Source organism: Nannocystis pusilla (assembly GCF_026626665.1).
GTDB classification, from domain to species: domain Bacteria; phylum Myxococcota_A; class Polyangia; order Nannocystales; family Nannocystaceae; genus Nannocystis; species Nannocystis pusilla.
Genome location: NZ_JAPNKE010000002.1, coordinates 11,192,408 through 11,210,807, shown reverse-complemented (window position 1 = coordinate 11,210,807; position 18,400 = coordinate 11,192,408). Strand labels below are relative to the sequence as shown.

Sequence of the window (18,400 nt, the reverse complement as noted above, 5' to 3'; positions counted from 1 at the left end):
TCACAGGATGGTGCGGGACCAGATCGGCCGCTTCTCCCACAGCGTGGCCGATTTGGTCACGCTGAAGAACAGCTTGCTCTTGGCGGTGAAGGTGCCCTTGCCGGGGGACAGGTCGAAGTTGGCCTTGAGGGAGAACGGGCCCAGCTCCATCGTCGCCGCGCCCTCGAAGCCGGCGTTGATCTTGCCGACCACCTCTACCCAATCGCCGAGCGCGCCGCGGACCCCGATCTCGCCGCCGACCTGCGGCGGCACCGACACCGTCCCGGCCGGCCCGGTGCGGTCGGGGTTGGCCTCGCGCGAGAACGTCAGCTTGAGCTCGCCCGTCACCGCGCCGTACACCTGGGCCTTCGCGCTCAGCAGCTCGAGGCCGAACGCGATCTCGGCCTTCGCCGACACCAGCGTCAGCGCCACCTCGACTTTGTAATATTTATAGACGGTGTGGTTCTTCGGCCACTCCTTGTAGCCCCACTCGTACTCGAGGCTGCCGGCGAGCACCTCGACCTCGACCGAGAAGGTCCAGCCGATCTTCGGCATCTTGTTGCCGAGCGCCTTGAAGAACTCGATGAGCCCGAGGATCTGCTTGCGCAGGTTCAGCACGAACTCGATGAACTCGGCGGCCTTGAACGACTGCGTCCAGTCCTTGCCGTTGCGCGTGAACGTGAAGCTCTTGGCCGTCGACAGCGCGCGGCCGTCGGGCGCGTCGCTGGCCGCGTACTTGTCGGACGAGTAGTCGCGGCCGCGGATCGTGCCGAGCTGCTGGGTCTGCGTCACCGTGCCGTGCTTGTTGCCGACCGACTCGGTGCGGCGATACAGCTCGGTGTTGCCGCTCGTGCGCATCTCCTCTTTGGTCGACTGCGACGTGCGGGCCAGGCCGCGCGTGTCGGAGCTCGAGTTGTTGTCGTAGCTGACCTTGCCCTCGCGCCCCCACGAGCTGGCCTTCTCCTTCTTCCGCACCGACGGCAGGCTGAGGCCGAGCTTGAAGATGTCGGGCGGATAGACCGCGATCTTGTGCTTCCAGCTGTAGAACGCCTTGGGCTGCGGCGCCGGGCGGCCCCGCAGGCCGCCATCGTGACCACCCACACCGCCGGCGGCGGGAAGAAGAACTGGCGCAGGCCGGCGAAGAAGCCGATGCGCGTGACGTTGGCGAGGCGGTTCCGGAACCAGTTGGGCTCGTAGGTGACCGCGACCTGGTGGACCGGCCCGCGCAGCACCTTCGCCGGGCCGAGGTTCGCCGGCGGCTGGACCGTCAACGCCGGGTGCCCGGGCGAGTAGCCGGGGCCGCCGGAGGCCTTGACCGTGATCGTGTCGGCGTCGATGACCTCGAACCTGTCCGTCACCCGCGGGTTGCGCTTGTTCGGCGAGTGGACCTGGTTGGTCATGATCTTGCCGCGCGCCTGGTCGAGCCAGAACGCGACGCTCTTGATCTCTCGCTTGTCGGCCACGCCGCAGTGCTTGCAGCTGAACTCGAGCTTGTCGAAGTCGCACGGCGGGACCTTGCGCTGCTGCTGCTTCTGGCAGGTCGCGCACGGCTTGTTGGCCGGCTGACCCGCCTTGCTCTTCAGGGCGGGCGGCGGCGTCTTGCGCGGCGCGGGTCTCGGGGCTGGTCTTTGGGTCATGTCTCTGCCGGGCTCCCGTACAGGCTGGCGAGCAGCTCCATCGGCTCGGGCCACGATTGCAGCCCTTCGAGGTCGTGCAGCACCCCGATCGCGTCGTCGGAGTCGGCGAACCGCTCGTCGAAGCGCGACGCGACCTCGAGGTGACGCAGCAGCGACACCTCCTCGACGAGCCCGAGCTGCAGCCCGCGAGCCAGCCGCCGCTCGACCCACGCGCCAGCGACCTCGTCCGTCGCCTCGGCCCACCGCTCCGGGTGCGCGTCGCGGAGGTGGACGATCGCCCCCGCGACCAGGCGCCGACGCGACAGGTTCGTCAGGGCCTCGATCTGCGGACGACGGATCTTGAGCATGAGCACCGCGACCAGGCGACGGGGCTCGACCATAGCGAACGGCTCCGCGTCCGCCTACAGCGTTCTGCGAGCACGGCGCGCGATACCGCGACGCGCAGGCCACGCTGCGCGCGTCGCATCGCGCGTCGCCGCCTCGGGCCGCAGCTCGCCATGGTCAGGGGACCGACGCCCGCGACCCGTGTCGTGCATCGTCGCGCCGGGGTCGAACGACTGTCCGCATGCCCTCGCGCGCCCCCGAGCGACCCGCGGCGCAGGTGCTACGATCGCGCCGTCATGCACCGGAAGATCCTCCTCGCTCTCTCGCTCGCGTGCCTGCCCTCGACCGGCTGCGACTCGCAGGCGTGTACGCTCATCGGTTGCGGCAGCACGTTCCAGATCGCGCTGCAGCGCGACGCCTGGACGGCCGGCGAGTACACGGTCACGGTGGTCGCCGACGGCGAGACGATCGAGTGCGCCGCGACGCTGCCGCTGCAGTGCGAGGCGCCCCCCGCCTGCCCGCAGAACTCGCCGTTCATCCTGGGCCTCGAGGGCTGCGCGCTCGACCCGTCGCAGCACAAGCTCGGCAACATCGAGTTCCAGCAGGGCCACGCCCCCAAGTCCGTCGCGCTGCAGATCCACCAGGACGGCGCGCTGCTCGGCGAGGGCCAGTACTCGCCGACGTACTCCGAGTCGCAGCCCAACGGCCCCGACTGCGAGCCGACCTGCGTCGGCGCCGACTCCGTCACCCTCGCCCTGAAAGAATAGCGCCTCTTCTAGAATGACATGTCGCATAGGACATGTCCTTTCACGCATGTCTCCTTCGACATGTTCATCGGGACATGATAATAACTGTCGAAGACGACAGGCTCCGCCGCTCCGCCTCGTCACCTCGCCGCGGAGCGACGCTTCGCTCGCCGAGGCCATCGTGCGTCGCGCCGCGCGCGGGCATGTGACGGCGATCGCCTCGCCACCGCCCAGCCGCGGCGCCCCGCCGAATTGCTCGCACGCTTCTTCGTCGGGAGCCGCGTGCTGTCGCTCGATCCACTGGGCCCGGACGATCTCGGCGAGTCGCGCGAACGGGCGCGGCTCGCCGCGTACGGCGGGGGCGGTGTGCTCGCGCCCTATGGTCCCGCGCACACGGACTTGCGGCCGCTGGTGTTGGTCCACGGGATCCACGGCCACCCCGGCGAGCTGCGGGCGCTGGCGGAGCGGGCGCTGGCGAGCGGCGGCGTCCAGCCGTACCTGTTCCTCTACGACGACCTTGGGCGCTACCTCGACCGCAGCGGCGACGATCTCGCGCGCGCGCTGGCGCAGCTCGCCTGTCACGCGCCGCGGCCGGACGTCGTGATCGTCGCTCACTCGATGGGCGGCATCGTCGCGCGCTGCGCCCTCAACTCGATCGTCGAGCCGCGGTGGTTCCCGCTCTTCACCCATCGCCGGCTGCGGCGCGGCAAGGTCCGCGTGCGCGGCAGCGCCGAGGCGATGCACGCCGGCGTGCGCCTCGAGGCGGCCTGCGCCGCCGACTTCGCCGCCGTCGACCTGCTCGCCGTCGACACCCCGTGGTCCGGCTTTTGCGCCCCGCGCGTCGACCTGCGCAACCTGTGGCGGCGCGAGCGGACCTGGGTCGACATGGTCTCCAACAGCACCGTGCTGACGCGCCTGCACGCCGTCGCTTTACCGGCCCACTTCCGCGTGCATCAGCTCGAGGCCGACCAGCACGCCGCCGGCCTCGCGGACGACAAGATCCGCACCCTCGGCGACCTCGCCGACGCCGACCTCCTCCGCTTCCAGCGGGCCATCCTCGGCGACCGCCGCGCCCTGGGCAGCGACCCGCGCGACCGCAACCTGTTCGCGGCCCTCGCCGACGAGCGCAGCTTCCCCGCCCTCGCGGCCGACCTGCGCGCGAGCGGGCCCTCGCGGCGCCCGAGTTCCGCGCCGAGCTGCGGCGCGCGGTCCCACGGCTGGCCGGCAGCCACACCTCCGTGCTGGGCAACACCGCCCTGTTCGCGCTGCTCGACGCGCTGCTCGTCCGCGGCGCCACCGAGGTCCGCCGGCCGGCGCGCTCGTGAATTGACCGAGCTCTTACAATCACCCTGCGGGGCCACGCCTACGCTGGGAGCATGCATCGCCTGACGCTCGTCCTCCTCGCGCTCGCCGGTTGTCAGCCCCCGCCCTGCCCCCGCGAGACACCGACCGTGATCGCCTGGTCGCCCTCCGAGCACGCCGCCGCGCCGGTACCCGGGCGCACGATCACCGTCTCGGGCGCCGCCGAGATCCTCACCGCCCCCGACACCTTCGAGCTGACGATCGGCTTCGACCTCCAGGCCGCCAGCCTCGAGCAGGCCCGCGACGACAGCCGCCGGCGGGCCGCCGCGCTGCTCGACGTCGTGTCCCAGAGATCGATCCCCGACAACGACGTGCAGACCCAGGAGCTGTCGCTGCAGCCGCGCTACGACAACTACGAGCACCGCAAGATCGTCGCCTACCAGGCCACGCGCAACCTGGTCGTCACGCTGCACGACCTCGACGACGTCGAACCTGTCCTTTACGACATGCTCGCGGCCGGCGCCAACCGGGTCGACCGCGTGCAGTTCCACAGCAGCGTCGCGCGCGAGAAGCGGGCCGAGGCGCGCGTCCTCGCCGTCCAGGCCGCGCGCGACAAGGCCGCGGCGATGGCCGAGGCGCTCGGCCAGGCGCTGGGCGAGCCGCTGCGCGTCGACGAGGTCGCCATCGACACCTGGCGCCCCCCCGCCATGAACAACATCGCCCTGACGAACGACTCGACCCCGCAGATCGGCGACACCGTGGCGACCGGGCGGATCCGCGTGCAGGCGAACGTCAACGTCACCTTCGCGCTGGTCCGCCAGTGACAGGTCTTTTAAAGAACCATTCGGCGATCGCATTCTTGCGATACCCGATTACAGGCGGCACATGGGTCGATGCGGGGTCGCGCCCGAGACGGACGGACCGGCAGCCCCGTCGCTGCCGGGCCCGTCCGGCGTGCGGTAAAAGACCGCTAGCAGGACGTGTTCTTGCAGGCGCACAGCCAGTCGAGCGCAGCCGCCGTGCATCCCGCGCCACCGAACACGCAGCCCACACCCAGGGTGGTGAGGCACGTCACCACAGCCGAGCCGCAGGCAGCCCCGAGTGCCAGCGTCGCCCCGAAGCAACTCCACGACCGGAGCTGGACCTCCGCTCCCTCTTCGACCGTCTGGATGTCGGCGGCGAGGGCTTCGAACAGTCGCCTCTGCGCGTCACCGAGCGTGCTCTCGCGGAGCTGACCGCTGGCGTCGAACGTGATGGTGCCGACGTCCGGCGCGTTCATCTGCACCGCGACGCCGAGCAGCGCGCCGCCGTCGTCGTGCTCGACCTGGAACTGCAGCTCGACGAGCGCTCGATCGTCGGCGTCAGCGCCGACGATTCGCACGCCTTCCTCGTCGTAGACGTTCCAGGACACCACGCCGTCCGTCAGCGCGAGCGTCTCCGGGGACGCAGGGATCACCGCGTTCGGCTCCACGCGCTCGACCGCCTCGAACTGCGTGGTCTGTGAATCATCGGAGTCGCCTCGGAGCGACTGACCCGGGGTGTCGCAACCTCCGAGGATGGCGACGAACGCGAGCGCAACGGACGTGATCCCGAACGAACTATGAATGGTGTGGATTGCCATGACTGTTTCTCCTCCCGCTCGCGGAGTGGGCCGGAGAGCAGAAATCGTTCGAGGGAGACCAGCTTTTGCACGATAAATATCGTGCAATGAGCCCCGCGCGCCGGCTCCTGCTGCGGTATTCCCTCGCGGTCGGCGGCGACCTGCGGATCGTCGATCGCGGGACCTCGTAGCGTCGCCCTTGCCAGGTTGAGCGCGTAGCAGGCGAGATCGGGAGATCGAGCTCCGCCTGCGGTCGTGCCTGTCGCCGATCCGAATCGGCGCCGGCGGCTGCCCCAGGCCCGCGGGACTTCCACGAGCGGCGCCGCAACCATGCGACATCAAATCGACCTCGACGAGCATGCTGAACTCGTGCGCGAGCGCTTGCCTCCGCGTGCACGGATGGAGGAGCTCGAGCGCCGGGTCCAGCCATGCGGCCGGGAGTACGCCCCGCTCGCCGTGGTCGATGCGCGCCGCATTCTCGGCGAGGTTGCTCTCGAGCGTCTCGATGAGCATCACCTCGCGCGAGGCGAACTGCGCTGAGTGGGGCTCGCGGCCGTGTTCGATCGCCGAATATCGGCCGACCGTGATCCAGAGCAACGCGCCCGCGCTGCGGCGCTGCCCGCCCCGCTGTCGCGTCCGGACCGCCGTTGCCCGGCTGGATCCCGGTGCTACGGATCGGTCGAGGTATCAGCGCAATGGATGTCCACCGCTCGAACGACAGCGATCACGAGCTTCTGTGCGCCTGGCAGGGCGGAGACCGGCGCGCGGGCGATCTGTTCATCCGCCACCACGGCCCGGCACTCGCGCGTTTCTTCCGCAACAAGCTGACCACCCCCGCCGATTCGCACGACCTCGTGCAGGAGACCTTCCTCGCCCTACAGCGCACGGCAGGTCGGGCGGGCCCCGCCGCCGCCATGACCTCCGTGCGCGCCTACCTGTTCTCGATCGCACGTCGAGTGCTGTGCGCTCACCTGCGCAAGAAATACAAGCGCACCAGCGAAGCGCTCGACTTCGGCTCGGTGTGCGTCAAGCAGCTCGAGCCGACCTCGATGAGCGCGCTGATGATGCGACGCCGTGAGCTCCGGGTCTTCATCGAGGCGCTGCGGGCGATCCCGCTCGACGATCAAGTTCTGCTCGAGGCCAAGTACTTCGACGCGATGTCCGTCCGCGAGATCGGCGTCCTGCTGGCGCTCCCCGAGCCCGTCGTCCCCGGCCGGCTGCAGCGCGCAAAGGGGCGACTGCGGCAGAAGATCGAAGAAGTGTCGGTGCAGTCGCACCGAATGGCGCCGCCCGAGGTCGGAGACGACGCACTCGACCTCTGGGCGCAGGAGATCCGCGCGCGGCTCGTGTGACCTCCTGACGAGGGGCTGCAGCGCAAGCGTCTCCGCCTGTTGGTGGAGATCGGCTCGTACCACCTAAGACGTGACGCGAGCCGATTCTTGTCAGTGGCGAAGCATCTTCTCCACGCCTCGCGACTGCGCTCAGGTCGAGGCGTGGCGGGGCTGGTCGCCGTACGGCACGCCGCGGGTCACGGCGAGCCCCGCCTCGTGCGCGAGCAGCCACTGCTTGGCCGCGAGGCCGCCGGCGTAGCCGGTCAGCGCCCCGCCCGTGCCGACGACGCGGTGGCACGGCAGCACGATCGACAGCGGATTGCGGCCGTTCGCGGCCCCGACGGCGCGCACCGCCCGGGGGCTGCCGATCGCGCGGGCGAGCGCGGCGTAGGTGCGCTGCTCGCCGAAGCCGATGTCGGCGAGCGCGCGCCAGACGGCGCGCTGGAAGTCGGTGCCGCGCGGCTCGAGTGCCACGGTGAATCCGCGGCGACGGCCGGCGAAGTACTCGTCGAGCTCGCGCGCGGCGACGTCGAGTACGGGGTGGCGCGCCGTCTCGTCGCCGGCGTGCGCGGGCGCGGGGCGGTGGTCGGGGAAGTAGACGCCGACGAGGGCGACGTCGCTGGCGACGAGGCGCAGCGGGCCGAGCGGCGAGGGCAGCGAGCGCTGGACGAGGCGGGTCATGGTTTTCATCCTCCGGAAGACGCGGAGCTCCACAGGTGCAGCACGCCGTAGGCGCGCCAGGGCCGCCAGGCGGCCGCGCGGGCCTCGGCGGCCCGGGTAGTCGTGACTTCGAGCGCGCGGCGGACGACGAGGTCGCCGCCGGGGAAGCCGTCGGGCCAGCGGAGCGACCGCATGGCGACGTACTGGGCCGTCCACGGGCCGATCCCCGGCAGCGCCTCGAGCGCGGCCACGGTCCGCTCCGGATCTGCCCCGAGGGACAGGTCGACGCGGCCGTCCGCCACCGCGGCCGCGAGCGTGACGAGGGCCTGGGCGCGGCGCTCGGGCAGGCCGATCGCCCGCACCTCGGCGAGCGCGGCGCGGGCCAGCGCGTCGGGCGGCGGGAACGCGGCGCTCAAGCCCGGCAGGGTCTTCGGGACAGGTCGACCGAAGCGGGCTACGAGCCGTGCGCACAGGGTGGTCGCGGCGCGGACGGAGACCTGCTGGCCGAGGACGGCGCGCACGGCCAGTTCGAAGCCGTCGAACGCGCCCGGGACGCGCAGACCCGGCGCGCGGCGACGCTGTCCCGAAGGACAGGATCGCGGCGGAGGTGCTCGGCGATCGCGTCGGGGTGGGCGTCGAGGTCGAAGAGTCCGCGCAGGCGGGCGACGATCGGCATCAGCTGCGGGGCGAGCTCGGGCGCGAGGCGCACGCGCAGCGCCGGGCGAGCCGGATCGGCGTCGACGCGCAGCCAGCCGACGCAGCCGCCGAGCGCGACGATGCGGGTGTAGCCGTGGTCGTCGACGTGCTCGACGCCGGCGACCTCGCGCCCGCGCAAGAACCCGAGCAACGCGGGCCAGTCGAGCGGCGGCCGGTAGTCGAGACGCAGCTCGATCGCGTCACCGGCCGCGACCTCGGCGCCCTCGCGCCGCAGCGCCGACGGCGGCCGGCCGAAGCGCTGCTGCACGAGCGCGTTGAAGCGGCGCACGCTGGCGAACCCGGCCGCATATGCGACCTCCGCGAGCGGCAGCGCGGTGTCCTGCAGCAACTGCTTGGCGAGCGCGAGCCGCCGCGTCTGCGCCAGCTCGACCGGCGTCGCCCCGAGCTCCGCCTCGAGCGCGCGCCGCAGGTGACGCCCGCTGACGCCGAGGCGCCCGGCCAGCGCGTCGACCGAACCGTCGTTGAGGTCGCCGGCGTCGATGCGCGCGAGCGCGGCGGCGGCGAGCCGCGACAGGGAGTCGATCGCCGCCCTCCCCGGCGCGAGCTCGGGCCGGCAGCGCAGGCAGGCACGAAAGCCGACGCGCTCGGCCTCGGCGGCGCGGCGAAAGAACTCGCAGCGGCCGCGCCCGGCGTGCGCGCGGGACAGACGGGGCGGCAGTAGATACCGGTGGTCGTGACGCCGACGAAGAATACGCCGTCGAAGCGGCGGTCGCGGGCGCGGAGCGCGTCGTAACAGGCGTCGGGATCGAGCTGCACACGACCGATCTAGCGCGGCACCGGGCGCCCGTCTCGCCATTTTCGGACGTCGCCGCGACAACGCCGCAGACGCGCTCGCAGGGGGCGGCGAATCGCATCGGCGGCGGAGACTCGCCGACTGGCTCGCCCCTACCCGGCGTAGGCGGGCAGCGCCAGCGCCGAATTGGCCTTGCGCCCCTGGCGGCCGAACAGCCCGGTCCGCGCGAGCAGCGGCGCCAGGCGGATCATCTGATTGCGCATCCACAGCGAGACCGCCGTCCTCGGCACCAGGCTCGCTGCGCCGCCGCTCGCGAGCGCCTGGTTCATCGTCACGAACGGCCGCATCACCCGCTCGTAGGCGGCGAACGCCGCCGCATGATCGACGTGGGCCGCCAGCTCCCCGGCCAGCACGTACGCGCCGACCAGCGCGAGGCTGGAGCCCTGCCCCGACAGGAACGACGGCGCGTGGGCAGCGTCGCCCACCAGGCAGACCCGCCCGCTGTGCCAGCGCGGCAGGTGGATCTGGCTGGTGACGTCGAAGAACACGTCGTCCGCGGCGCGCAGGCCGGCGAGCATCCGCGGCACCTGCCAGCGACCGTCGGCGAACACGCGGGCGACCAGCTCGCGCTGGGCCGCGAGGTCGGGGTGCTCCGCGAACGGCGGCCGCGGTGAGGCGAAGATGAGGAACGCGTGCAGACGGTCGCTGTCGCCGGCCGCGAACAACACCGCCGCCTTGCCGGGCGTGTTGAACGAGATCCCCTCGTGGGCGAGCCCGAGCTCGTTGGGGATCGTGAAACCGGCGAAGCAGAACCCGAGGTAATGCTCGTAGTCCGCCTCCGGTCCGAACGCCAGCCGACGTGTGTTGGAGTGCAGGCCGTCGGCGCCGACGACCAGGTCGAAGCGGCGCCGCTGGCCGCCGCCGAGCTGCACGTCGACCCCGTCGGCGTGCTCCTCCAGGCCGGTGATCGTGTCGTTGAACAGGAATTCGCAGTCGTCGCGGACGAGGTCGTACAACACGGCGGTCAGCGCTCCACGCGGCAGCTCGAGGTCCCGCCCCTCGACGCCGCCGGTCAGCGACTCGGGACGGAGCGCGCCGATCCGGCGGCCGTCGCCGCCGAAGAAGGTCAATCGTCGGGTATCGATATGCGCCGCCGCGACCCGCGAATACGCGCCCATGCGCCGGATGACGTCGAGCGCGGTCCCGCGGACGTCGATCGGGTACCCGCCGCTGCGCACCGCCGGCGCCTTCTCCACGATCGTGACTCCAAAGCCGTGGCGCACCAGCCAGTACGCCAGCGTCGGCCCCGCCACGCTCGCCCCGGAGATCAAGACCTGCCTCTTCCTCGCCGTCGTCATCGCTCGCTCCTCTCGTTCGCCGTCTACACTACACCGTGCAGTGTAGTTAAGCAAAGCCGATTACGGCCCCAGCTCGGCTTCTACGCCAGCGAGCGGTTTCGCGCGGGCCGGAGCGAGCCCTGTCGCGCGCCAGCGGGTACCATCCCGCGCAGGGGAACGACGTGACGGCCGCGAAACCGACGCGCGAGGGCTCTGCCCACAAGCGAGCCGCGATCCTCGGCGCGGCGCGCGGGCTGTTCCTCGCCGAGGGCTTCGACCGCACCAGCGTCGACGCCATCGCCCTGCGCGCCGGCGTGTCCAAGCGGACGCTGTACGACTATTTCGGCGACAAGCAGGCGCTATTGATCGCGGTCGTCGACCACGCCGCGGACTCGTTGATGGCGGCGATCCGGCGCACCATGGCAGAGACGCTGACGGAGGTCACCGACCTCCACGCCGCTCTCCTCGACTTCTCGCTGCGGATCGCCACCGAGACGTTCGGCTCCGTCGACTACCTGGCGCTCATGCGCCTCGTCACCAACGAATCGGGCCACCTGCCGCAGCTCCGCGACACTTTGATGACGAACGCCCCGGAGGAGGCGATCGCCGCGCGCCTGGCCGAGTTCGGCCGCCAGGGGGCGCTCGACGTGCCGAACCCTCGCGTGGCCGCCGACCACCTCGTCGCGCTGACCTTCCTGCTCGCCATCAACAGCCTCGGTTCGACGATCTCCGCCGACGACCCGCGCCTGCGCAGCATCCTCGACGAAGGCGTCCGCGCGTTCCTCCGCGCCTACGCGCCCCGCCCACGTGCAGCGCTGTAACCACCTCCGTTCGAGGTGACCCGACAGAAGCGACTCTCGGGTGGAGCCACGGCGCGCGAGGCCGTCACGACGCTTCGGCGGCACCCATCATGATCCAACGACGAGACGTCTCGGCTTGTCACGAGCACGAGCCGCGCCGCCGCCCTCCGGGTCCGGCTCGCCGATGAGAGCCGCGGCGCCGCGGCTCACCCCCCGAGCAACTTCGACGCCGACGATTTCTTCGCCACGTGCGGCAGCTGCTTGGAGCGCTCCACCATCGCCGCCAGGTACGAGGCCGCGTTGTCGCGTTCGGCCATGTGTTGCCGCGCCCGCGCCACCACCGTGTCGAAGTCGGGTTGCCCGGCCGGGTTCGCGGGATCGGGGTTTTGCACCGCCGCCAGGATGCTGAGCAGCAGCTCCTCGCTGCGCGCGCTCGCGGGCCTGGGCCCGGCGGCCGAACAGCTCGCGCACCAGCAGGATCGTCACCAGCAGCAGCACGATCCCGAGCCCGATCGCCAGCCAGCCGAAGATCCCCATCGACGCCTTCTTGTTGGGGCTGAGCGAGATCCCCAGCTCGCTCATGCCATCATTGACGCCGAGCACCAATTGCTTCGACAGCGCGCGACCGAAAGCTCCCACGGCCCCGCCGTCCTCGCCGCCCGCCACCGCCAGCATCGTCGGACCCAGGTCGCGCTCGAGCACCGTGCGCAGCGCCGGTCCGAGGTTGTCCTCGACCACGCGCTGCACCGCCGGCCCGAGGTCCTGGGTGACGACGTCGCCGAGCGCCGGCCCCAGCTCCTCGCGCAGCCCCTGCGCCGTCGATTGCATGAACGCCGACAATGCGGTGCGGGTGACCCCGTCGACGAACTCGCGGGTGAGGCGGCGATTCTCCGGGCCGATCGCCCCCGCCATCACCGCCCCGACCAGCTCCTTCACGCTCTTGGTGACCGCGGGCGACACGTCCTCGCCGACCGCCCGCGCCAGCGCCCCGCTGATCGTACGGATGTAGCGATCGCTGGCCTCGCCGACCCGCTGGATCCGCTCCTCGTCGGTGAGGCCGTCCAGCGCCCCGCCCGTGATCGACTGCGTGAGATCGTGGACGGCCGCCTGGATCTCCGGGTCTCGCAGCAGCCGCCGCAGCCGCGCGCGGTTGTCCTCGTCCTCGAGCGCCTCGAGCGTCCCCTCGAGCCCGCCCTCGACCCCTCCGCGCGCGATCTCTCGGGCCCCGTGGGCACAGGCGACCTGGGAGGCCACGAGGGCGCCGGCGAGCCAGAGCCTGCGGCGTGCGGAGTGAGGAGTAGCGTGCATGATAGGGGGATCCAGGCAGCTCGTGCGCACCCCGGCGTGACCGGGCGCTCCTCGGCTCGCGTGCAGCACGACGGCTGCTCGCCGCTCTGCCGCTATGATCGACCCGCCCGCGGGAGCAACCGTCCCCGCGCCGCGAGCCGCCGCAGAGGCCGGTCCCGCCCGCCTGCCTCCCCCCACGGCGCTCGGCCGCCCCTGGCCGGGCCCGCCACGTCGCGCGGCCGCAGCGAGGGCGCAATCCGCACCACTCGCGACCGCCGCGAGGGGCGCGAGCGAATCGACCCGCCGGTCGCCCGCACGACTCGCGCCCACCTCCGGTCAGACCGGCGGGTTTCGGGGATAAGTTCGGCCCATGCCCAAGCTGAGCTACTTCGATTTCCCCGGCAGCCGCGGCGAGGAGTGTCGCCTCGCGCTGCACCTCGCCGGCGTCGCCTTCGAGGACGACCGGATCAAGGGCCCCGACTGGCCCGCGCGCAAGGAGCAGACCCCCTACGGTGTGCTGCCGACCTTCGAGGTCGAGGGCCGCGGCGTCCTGGCCCAGAGCAACGCGATCCTCGTCTACATCGGCCGCGAGCACGGCCTGCACCCGCGCGACAACTGGCTCGCCGCGCGGCACGAGGAGCTCATGCACGCGGCCGAGGACCTGCGCGCCGCCGTCGTGCCGGTCCTGCGGATTCAGGACCCCGAGGAGCGCGTCAAGGCGCGCGCGAGCTGGCCAGCGGCTTCCTCAAGCGCTGGGCAGGCGCCGTCGAGCGCCGCCTCGGCGAGCTCGGCTCCGGCCCCTTCATCTCCGGCGAGACCCTTCACGTCGCCGACCTCAAGCTCTACATGGTCGCGCGGTGGTTCTCGTCCGGCAACGTCGACCACGTGCCGAGCGACGTGTTCGCCGAGTTCCCGCGCCTCAGCGGCATCGAGCGGGCCGTCGCCCAGCACCCGAAGATCGTCGCCTGGTACGCCCGCTGACGCGGAGCTCGCCCCGCGCCTCGCGGCCTGCGAATCGCGGCCGCTCATCGCGTCATGGCGCGAACGACCCCGTCTCGACGACAGCGAGCGCGCGGTCGGTACGCGCACTGACGCGACGCTCCTCCAGTGTCCCGGATCGTCATTGCCCGTCAGTGCAGCAGCTCCCCCGGGCCCTCGCTCAGGCCGGCGTCGTCGCGTCGGCCGACATGTCTCTCGGGACAGCCGGCATTCGCACTTCGTCCTCCCGGCGAATCCCGCGATCGCCGTCGCCTCCCGCGCCTGGCGTCCGCGGCGCGATTGCGATACATCGCGACGCGCATGCCCCCCCGTCGTGACTACGGCGCCTCGCGCTTCAACGCCCCCGGCACCTTCTCCGCGGTCGGCTTTTCGCCCGACTCGCGCGGCCTCGAGGCGCTCGTCATCGGCCAGGGCGCCTCGCGCTGGCTGACCTTCGCCGTCGACACCGGCGCGCTCGCTGCCCGCCGCGACCTCGACGGTGAATGGCGAGACCTCCGCGTCCTGCCCGACGGCGGCCTCCTCGTCTCGACCTGGGGAATCGTTCGTCGCCTGTCGCCCGCCGCCGCGACTGTCTGGAGCGTGACCGGCGAGCAGCAACTGCGCCTCGCCGCAGTCAGCCCCGACGGCGCCGCGTGCATCACCTTCATCGGCGCCACCGCCGAGGTGCGGGACGGTCGCGACGGCGCCGTCGTCCACACCCTGCACGAGGCCGAGGGCGACCTCTACGCCTTCGCCTTCAGCCGCGACGGCCGCTGGCTCGCCACCGGCTCGTCCAAGGGCGTCGTCCGCCTGTACGACGCGCGCACCTGGGCCGAGCTGGGCAAGCGCAAGAGCACCCAGGTCCTCGCCCTGGCCTTCTCACCCGCCGGCGACCACTTGCTCGCCGGCCACGGCAACGGCAAGGTCGAACTGTGGCAGCTCCCGGGCCTGAAGCCCGTGCGGGGCTTCGTCGGCCGCCATCAATTCGACGTCGGCGGCGACGCCGGCTGTCGCTGGCTCGCCTTCTCGGCCGACGGCGCGCGCGCCTTCTCTCGGCAACGAGCACCGCCTGCGCGCCTGGAGCGTCCCCGGCGGCAACCAGGTGTTCCATGTCGACGTCCCGCGGCGCCACGCCCAGGGCCCCCTCACCGCCATGTCGCCCGACGGTCGGTGGATCGCCAGCGGCTCGACCACCGGCGCCCTGAGCGTGTGGTCGGCCGCGACCGGCGAGCCGCGGGTCGAGCACGCCGCCCCCGCGCCGCTCGAGGGGCTCGCGCTCACCGCTCGCGCCGTCGCGGCCGGCTCCTCCCGGGTCTGCGTCTTTTGGGATCGCGCCACCGGCGAGTCGACCACCCTCGCCACCACCTTCTCGCCGACCGACATCCACGGCCTGGCCTCGGGCGGCTTCGTGCGCCTCGACTACGACAAGATCTTCGTCGGCAACACCGACTCGCCGAACTTCGAGCTCGCCACCTACGCCTCCGGCCCGCTCGCCGTCTCGCGCGACGAGACGCGCCTCGCCGCCCCGGCCCAGTACGCCGTCGAGCTGTGGGACCTGCAGCGCAGCATCAAGCTCGCCAGCCTGCCCCACGCCGAACGAGCCCGCGCCTGCGCCTTCGGCCCGCGCGACGCCTGGCTCGCCACCGCCGACACCGCCCTGCACCTGTGGCGGCTCGGCGCCTCGCCGACCGCGATCCGCGACATCGAGCTCGACAGCGGCGGCTCCGACAAGATCGTGCGCGGCCTCGCAGTGTCCGCCCGCGGCATCATCGCCGTCAGCGTCGACGCCAGCGTCAATCACGTCGACGCCCGCAGCTCGATCCTCGTCATCGATCCGCGCGACGGCCGGACCCTCGCTCGCCTCCCGCGCCCCGACGTGCGCCTGGGCCAGGTCGCCTTCGTCGGCCGCCGCCTCGCGGTCGCCGACTCCGCCGGGCGCCTGTTGCAGCTCGACCTCTCCGACCCGGCGCGCCCGCGCTGGCTCGCGACGGACGAGGTCGACGTCTTCCCGCCGAACGACCGCGAGGAGCTGCCGATCGCGGCCCTGGGCGACGACGTGGCCCACGTCGGCCCCGGCGGCGACGTCGTCGTGCAGACCCTGGAGTCCGTCCAGCCCGAGGTCGGCGAGCCGATCTTGCTCGCCCCCGATCCGTCCGAGGCGAGCGCCCCCGCCCGTCCGCCCGCCTTGTTCGAAGAGCGTCTGGCCGGCGCCCGCTTCCTGTTCGCCGGCCGCTTCAAGCACGTCGGCAGCGAATTCCGCGAAGCCACGGTCCAGGAGCTCGGCGGCGAGATCGCGAGCAAGCCCGACGCGCGCGTCACTCACCTCGCGCTCGGCGACCGACCCTCGGCGGCCGTCCTCAAGACGCTCGGCAGCAAGGGCGCCGCCTTCGAGACCCTCTCCGAGGCCGCGCTCGCCCAGCTGCTGCTGCCCACCACCGAGGAGGCGCGGGCCCTGCTGCGCGGCGAAGTGAAGCAGGCCGCCGAGCGCTGGAACACCTGGCGCCGCCGCTACGGCGAGCTCGGCGGCGAGCGGTTTCCGGTCGCCCTGCAGGGCATCGACCTCGCGGGCGTCGACCTGCGCGCGTACGCCCTCAAGGTCCTCGACCTCACCGCGGCCGACCTCGCCGGCGTCGACCTGCGCGGCGTCGACGTGTTCGACGTCGTGTTCCGCAACGCCGACCTGAGCGGCGCCGACTTCACCGGCGGACAGTGCTATCGCACGATCTTCTCCGGCGCCAAGCTGACCGGCGCCCGCCTCGGCGCCATGCTCGCCCACGCCCGCTTCGACGGCGCCGACCTGACCGACGCCGACTTCTCTGGCGCCGACCTGCAATACGTCGACTTCTCCGGCGCCGACCTGCGCCGCGCCAAACTGCCGAAGTCGCTGGCCGACGTGAAGCACGACGCCCGCACCCGATGGCCCGAGGGCGTGCGCCCCAAGTGAGCGGCGACGGTCGCGACATTCCCTCGCGTCCGTCTCCCGACCTCCGCACGCACTGCCCCGAGGGCGTGCGCCCCGAGTGAGCGGCGACGGTCACTACATTCCTCGCGGCCGTCTCAAGATCTTCCCCGCACTGCCCCGAGGGCGTGCGCCCCAAGCGAGCGGCACAGGTCGCTACATTCCCTCGCGGTCGTCTCAAGACCTTCGCACGCAATAGCCCGAAGGCGTACGCCCCAAAGCGAGCGGCGACGGTCACGACCGTCCCGCCCGCTTTCTCGAGAAAGCGACGGTCGCAGCATTACCCGCGGACACCTCACGCCTCGCTCGCCCGCGCAACCCGACGATGAAGCCCGCTCGCCGCCGGCTGAGCTCACCCCTCATTTTACCATCCGCGCTCCTCACGACCGCGCTCCTTCGCCCGCGCGCGAGACCTGGCGCTCGCTCGTCCCGCTGCGAGCGCTCGGCCGACACTCCACCTCGCCCTCCTCCGCACCCGCGCGAGCGGTCGCTCCGCCGCGCCCGCGGGCGGCGCCTCCTCGTCTACCGCACCGATCGCGGCCGCCCTGCTCGTCCGCCCGCACCGCCCGCGCTGCCGTTCGCGTCGCCCTTGGGCCGATCTCGCCGCACAATCGCTCGGGGCGGCATCTGGTGCCGCAGGGAGGTTCGTATGCAGCTGCATCGTCGTTCGTTCCTCGGCCTCGTCGCCGGCGGGGTGGTCGCCGGCGCCGCCGCGACGGACAGCACCGCCGCCCCGCCGCCCCGCCGCCTACGCGACGGCAACGGCCTCGTCGACTGGACCGCGGTGCGCGGCGAGTTCGCGCTCGACCCGGCCTGGATTCACCTCAGCAGCTTCTTCCTCGTCTCGCACCCGCGACCCGTGCGCGACGCGATCGAGACCTGGCGGCGGCGCCTCGACGCCAATCCCCTGTTGATCGAGTCCGCCTTGCTCGACCCCGCGGCAGCTTCTCACCCGCTCGAGCGGATCAAGGCCGCCCTGGCCGGCTACCTCGGCGGCAGCGGAGAGAACATCGCCCTCGTCCCCAATACCACCACCGGCCTCGCCCTCGTCTACAACGGCCTGTCCCTGCGGCCCGGGCAGGAGGTCCTCACCACCGAGCACGACCATTATTCGCACCACGAATCGATCCGCCGCGCCGTCGACAAGACCGGCGCCGGCCTGCGATTCGTCGCCTTGCACGACATGCCGCGCGGCGCCGCCACCACCTCCGCCGCCGAGTTGGTCGAGCGGCTGGAGCGGGCGATCCGGCCCGAGACGCGCGCAGTCGGCCTCACGTGGGTCCACTCCTCGACCGGCCTCAAGCTCCCGATCGCCGAGATGGCGCGGGTCGTCGCGCGCGTCAACGCCGGCCGCGCCGCCGGCGATCGCTGCCTCCTGATCGTCGACGGCGTCCACGGCGTCGGCGTCGAGGACGTCGACGTCGCCGGCCTGGGCGCCGACTTCTTCGTCGCCGGCGCGCACAAGTGGTTGCTCGCCCCGCGCGGTACCGGCTTCATCCTCGGCCGACCCGAAGCGTGGCCCGAGCTGCGCCCCACCGTCCCTAGCTTCGACCTCTCCGACCGATCGATCTGGGACGCGTGGATCCGCCGAACCGGCACTCCGCCGACCCGCGCCTCGCACGTCTCGCCCGGCGGCTTCATCGCCTTCGAGCACCTGTTCGCAGTGCCCGACGCGCTCGCCTTTCATCATCAGCTCGGCCGCCCGCAGATCGCCGCGCGGATCGCCGAGCTCAACCTCGTCTTCCGCACCGAGCTGGCGAAGATCCCCGGCGTCGTCGTCCAGACCCCGCAGGATCCCGCGCTCGCCGCCGGCCTCGTCGCCTTCGAGGTCGAGGCACTCGAGCCCGACGACGTCGTCGCCCGCCTGCGCGCGCGGAACATCCACGCCACCAGCAGCCCCTACGCCGTCTCCTTCGTGCGCGTCGCCGCCGGCGTCATGAACTCCCACGCCGACGTCGCCGCCGCCCTCGCGGCCGTCCACGCCATCGCCAGCGGCGCGTGACGACCTCC

General features: G+C 72.2%; 15 protein-coding genes and 3 pseudogenes. 11 read left to right on the top strand and 7 right to left on the bottom strand.

Annotated features, from left to right (window positions below):
* Together OV079_RS49600 and OV079_RS49595 are read right to left on the bottom strand one after the other, a co-directional pair.
* Window positions 1-954 carry a hypothetical protein gene (locus OV079_RS49600; RefSeq protein WP_267777411.1) on the bottom strand — a complete coding sequence of 318 codons (954 nt, stop codon included), beginning with the start codon at window positions 952-954 and terminating at the stop codon, window positions 1-3.
* A gap of 658 nt (window positions 955-1,612) precedes the next feature.
* A complete protein-coding gene (locus OV079_RS49595) occupies window positions 1,613-1,996 on the bottom strand; it encodes a hypothetical protein (RefSeq protein WP_267777409.1) in 384 nt (127 codons plus the stop codon).
* 240 nt (window positions 1,997-2,236) lie between these two features.
* On the opposite strand from OV079_RS49595, the gene OV079_RS49590 reads away from it, so the two are divergent.
* The 3 genes from OV079_RS49590 to OV079_RS49580 all read left to right on the top strand — a co-directional run bounded on the left by OV079_RS49590 (window position 2,237) and on the right by OV079_RS49580 (window position 4,812).
* Window positions 2,237-2,707 carry a hypothetical protein gene (locus OV079_RS49590; RefSeq protein WP_267777407.1) on the top strand — a complete coding sequence of 157 codons (471 nt, stop codon included), beginning with the start codon at window positions 2,237-2,239 and terminating at the stop codon, window positions 2,705-2,707.
* 231 nt (window positions 2,708-2,938) lie between these two features.
* Window positions 2,939-4,075: an esterase/lipase family protein gene (locus OV079_RS49585; RefSeq protein WP_267777405.1), complete on the top strand. Its 1,137-nt coding sequence runs from the start codon at window positions 2,939-2,941 to the stop codon at window positions 4,073-4,075.
* The gene (locus tag OV079_RS49580; RefSeq protein WP_267777403.1) at window positions 4,063-4,812 is read left to right on the top strand and encodes an SIMPL domain-containing protein; all 750 of its coding nucleotides are present in this window, start codon (window positions 4,063-4,065) and stop codon (window positions 4,810-4,812) included. The genes OV079_RS49585 and OV079_RS49580 overlap by 13 nt, the downstream gene beginning before the upstream one ends.
* A 146-nt stretch (window positions 4,813-4,958) precedes the next feature.
* Here OV079_RS49580 and OV079_RS49575 read toward each other — a convergent pair whose 3' ends face one another.
* Window positions 4,959-5,609, bottom strand: a complete 651-nt coding sequence (locus OV079_RS49575) for a hypothetical protein (protein ID WP_267777401.1) — start codon at window positions 5,607-5,609, stop codon at window positions 4,959-4,961.
* A 234-nt stretch (window positions 5,610-5,843) separates the two neighbouring features.
* Between OV079_RS49575 and OV079_RS49570 the strand changes: the two genes are divergently transcribed.
* Together OV079_RS49570 and OV079_RS49565 are read left to right on the top strand one after the other, a co-directional pair.
* Window positions 5,844-6,128, top strand: coding sequence for a hypothetical protein (locus OV079_RS49570; RefSeq protein ID WP_267777399.1), 285 nt, complete (start codon window positions 5,844-5,846; stop codon window positions 6,126-6,128).
* 155 nt (window positions 6,129-6,283) lie between these two features.
* Window positions 6,284-6,940, top strand: a complete 657-nt coding sequence (locus tag OV079_RS49565; RefSeq protein WP_267777398.1) for an RNA polymerase sigma factor — start codon at window positions 6,284-6,286, stop codon at window positions 6,938-6,940.
* A gap of 129 nt (window positions 6,941-7,069) precedes the next feature.
* Here the strand turns inward: OV079_RS49565 and OV079_RS49560 are convergent, their stop codons facing one another.
* From OV079_RS49560 to OV079_RS49550, 3 genes and pseudogenes are all read right to left on the bottom strand, one after another.
* Window positions 7,070-7,600, bottom strand: a complete 531-nt coding sequence (locus OV079_RS49560; RefSeq protein WP_267777397.1) for a methylated-DNA--[protein]-cysteine S-methyltransferase — start codon at window positions 7,598-7,600, stop codon at window positions 7,070-7,072.
* 5 nt (window positions 7,601-7,605) lie between these two features.
* Window positions 7,606-9,052 (bottom strand): annotated as a pseudogene (locus OV079_RS59985) (AlkA N-terminal domain-containing protein).
* Window positions 9,053-9,181: 129 nt separating this feature from the next.
* A complete protein-coding gene (locus OV079_RS49550; protein WP_420829469.1) occupies window positions 9,182-10,387 on the bottom strand; it encodes an FAD-dependent monooxygenase in 1,206 nt (401 codons plus the stop codon).
* 161 nt (window positions 10,388-10,548) lie between these two features.
* Between OV079_RS49550 and OV079_RS49545 the strand changes: the two genes are divergently transcribed.
* Window positions 10,549-11,187, top strand: coding sequence for a TetR/AcrR family transcriptional regulator (locus OV079_RS49545; RefSeq protein ID WP_267777393.1), 639 nt, complete (start codon window positions 10,549-10,551; stop codon window positions 11,185-11,187).
* A gap of 87 nt (window positions 11,188-11,274) precedes the next feature.
* Here OV079_RS49545 and OV079_RS56890 read toward each other — a convergent pair whose 3' ends face one another.
* A complete protein-coding gene (locus OV079_RS56890) occupies window positions 11,275-12,420 on the bottom strand; it encodes a hypothetical protein (RefSeq protein ID WP_267777389.1) in 1,146 nt (381 codons plus the stop codon).
* A gap of 403 nt (window positions 12,421-12,823) precedes the next feature.
* Here OV079_RS56890 and OV079_RS59980 point away from each other — a divergent pair.
* From OV079_RS59980 to OV079_RS49520, 5 genes and pseudogenes are all read left to right on the top strand, one after another.
* Window positions 12,824-13,039, top strand: a pseudogene (locus OV079_RS59980) (glutathione S-transferase N-terminal domain-containing protein); the annotation flags it as partial.
* The gene (locus OV079_RS59975; protein ID WP_420829604.1) at window positions 12,934-13,434 is read left to right on the top strand and encodes a glutathione S-transferase family protein; all 501 of its coding nucleotides are present in this window, start codon (window positions 12,934-12,936) and stop codon (window positions 13,432-13,434) included. The pseudogene OV079_RS59980 and the gene OV079_RS59975, both read left to right, overlap by 106 nt.
* Window positions 13,435-13,752: 318 nt before the next feature.
* A pseudogene (locus OV079_RS59970) lies at window positions 13,753-14,199 on the top strand (pentapeptide repeat-containing protein); the annotation flags it as partial.
* A gap of 334 nt (window positions 14,200-14,533) precedes the next feature.
* Window positions 14,534-16,375 carry a pentapeptide repeat-containing protein gene (locus OV079_RS49525; RefSeq protein WP_267777384.1) on the top strand — a complete coding sequence of 614 codons (1,842 nt, stop codon included), beginning with the start codon at window positions 14,534-14,536 and terminating at the stop codon, window positions 16,373-16,375.
* 664 nt (window positions 16,376-17,039) lie between these two features.
* Window positions 17,040-18,392 (top strand): aminotransferase class V-fold PLP-dependent enzyme, encoded by a 1,353-nt coding sequence (locus tag OV079_RS49520; protein ID WP_267777382.1) that lies wholly within the window; start codon window positions 17,040-17,042, stop codon window positions 18,390-18,392.
* The last annotated feature ends 8 nt before the right edge of the window (window positions 18,393-18,400 follow it).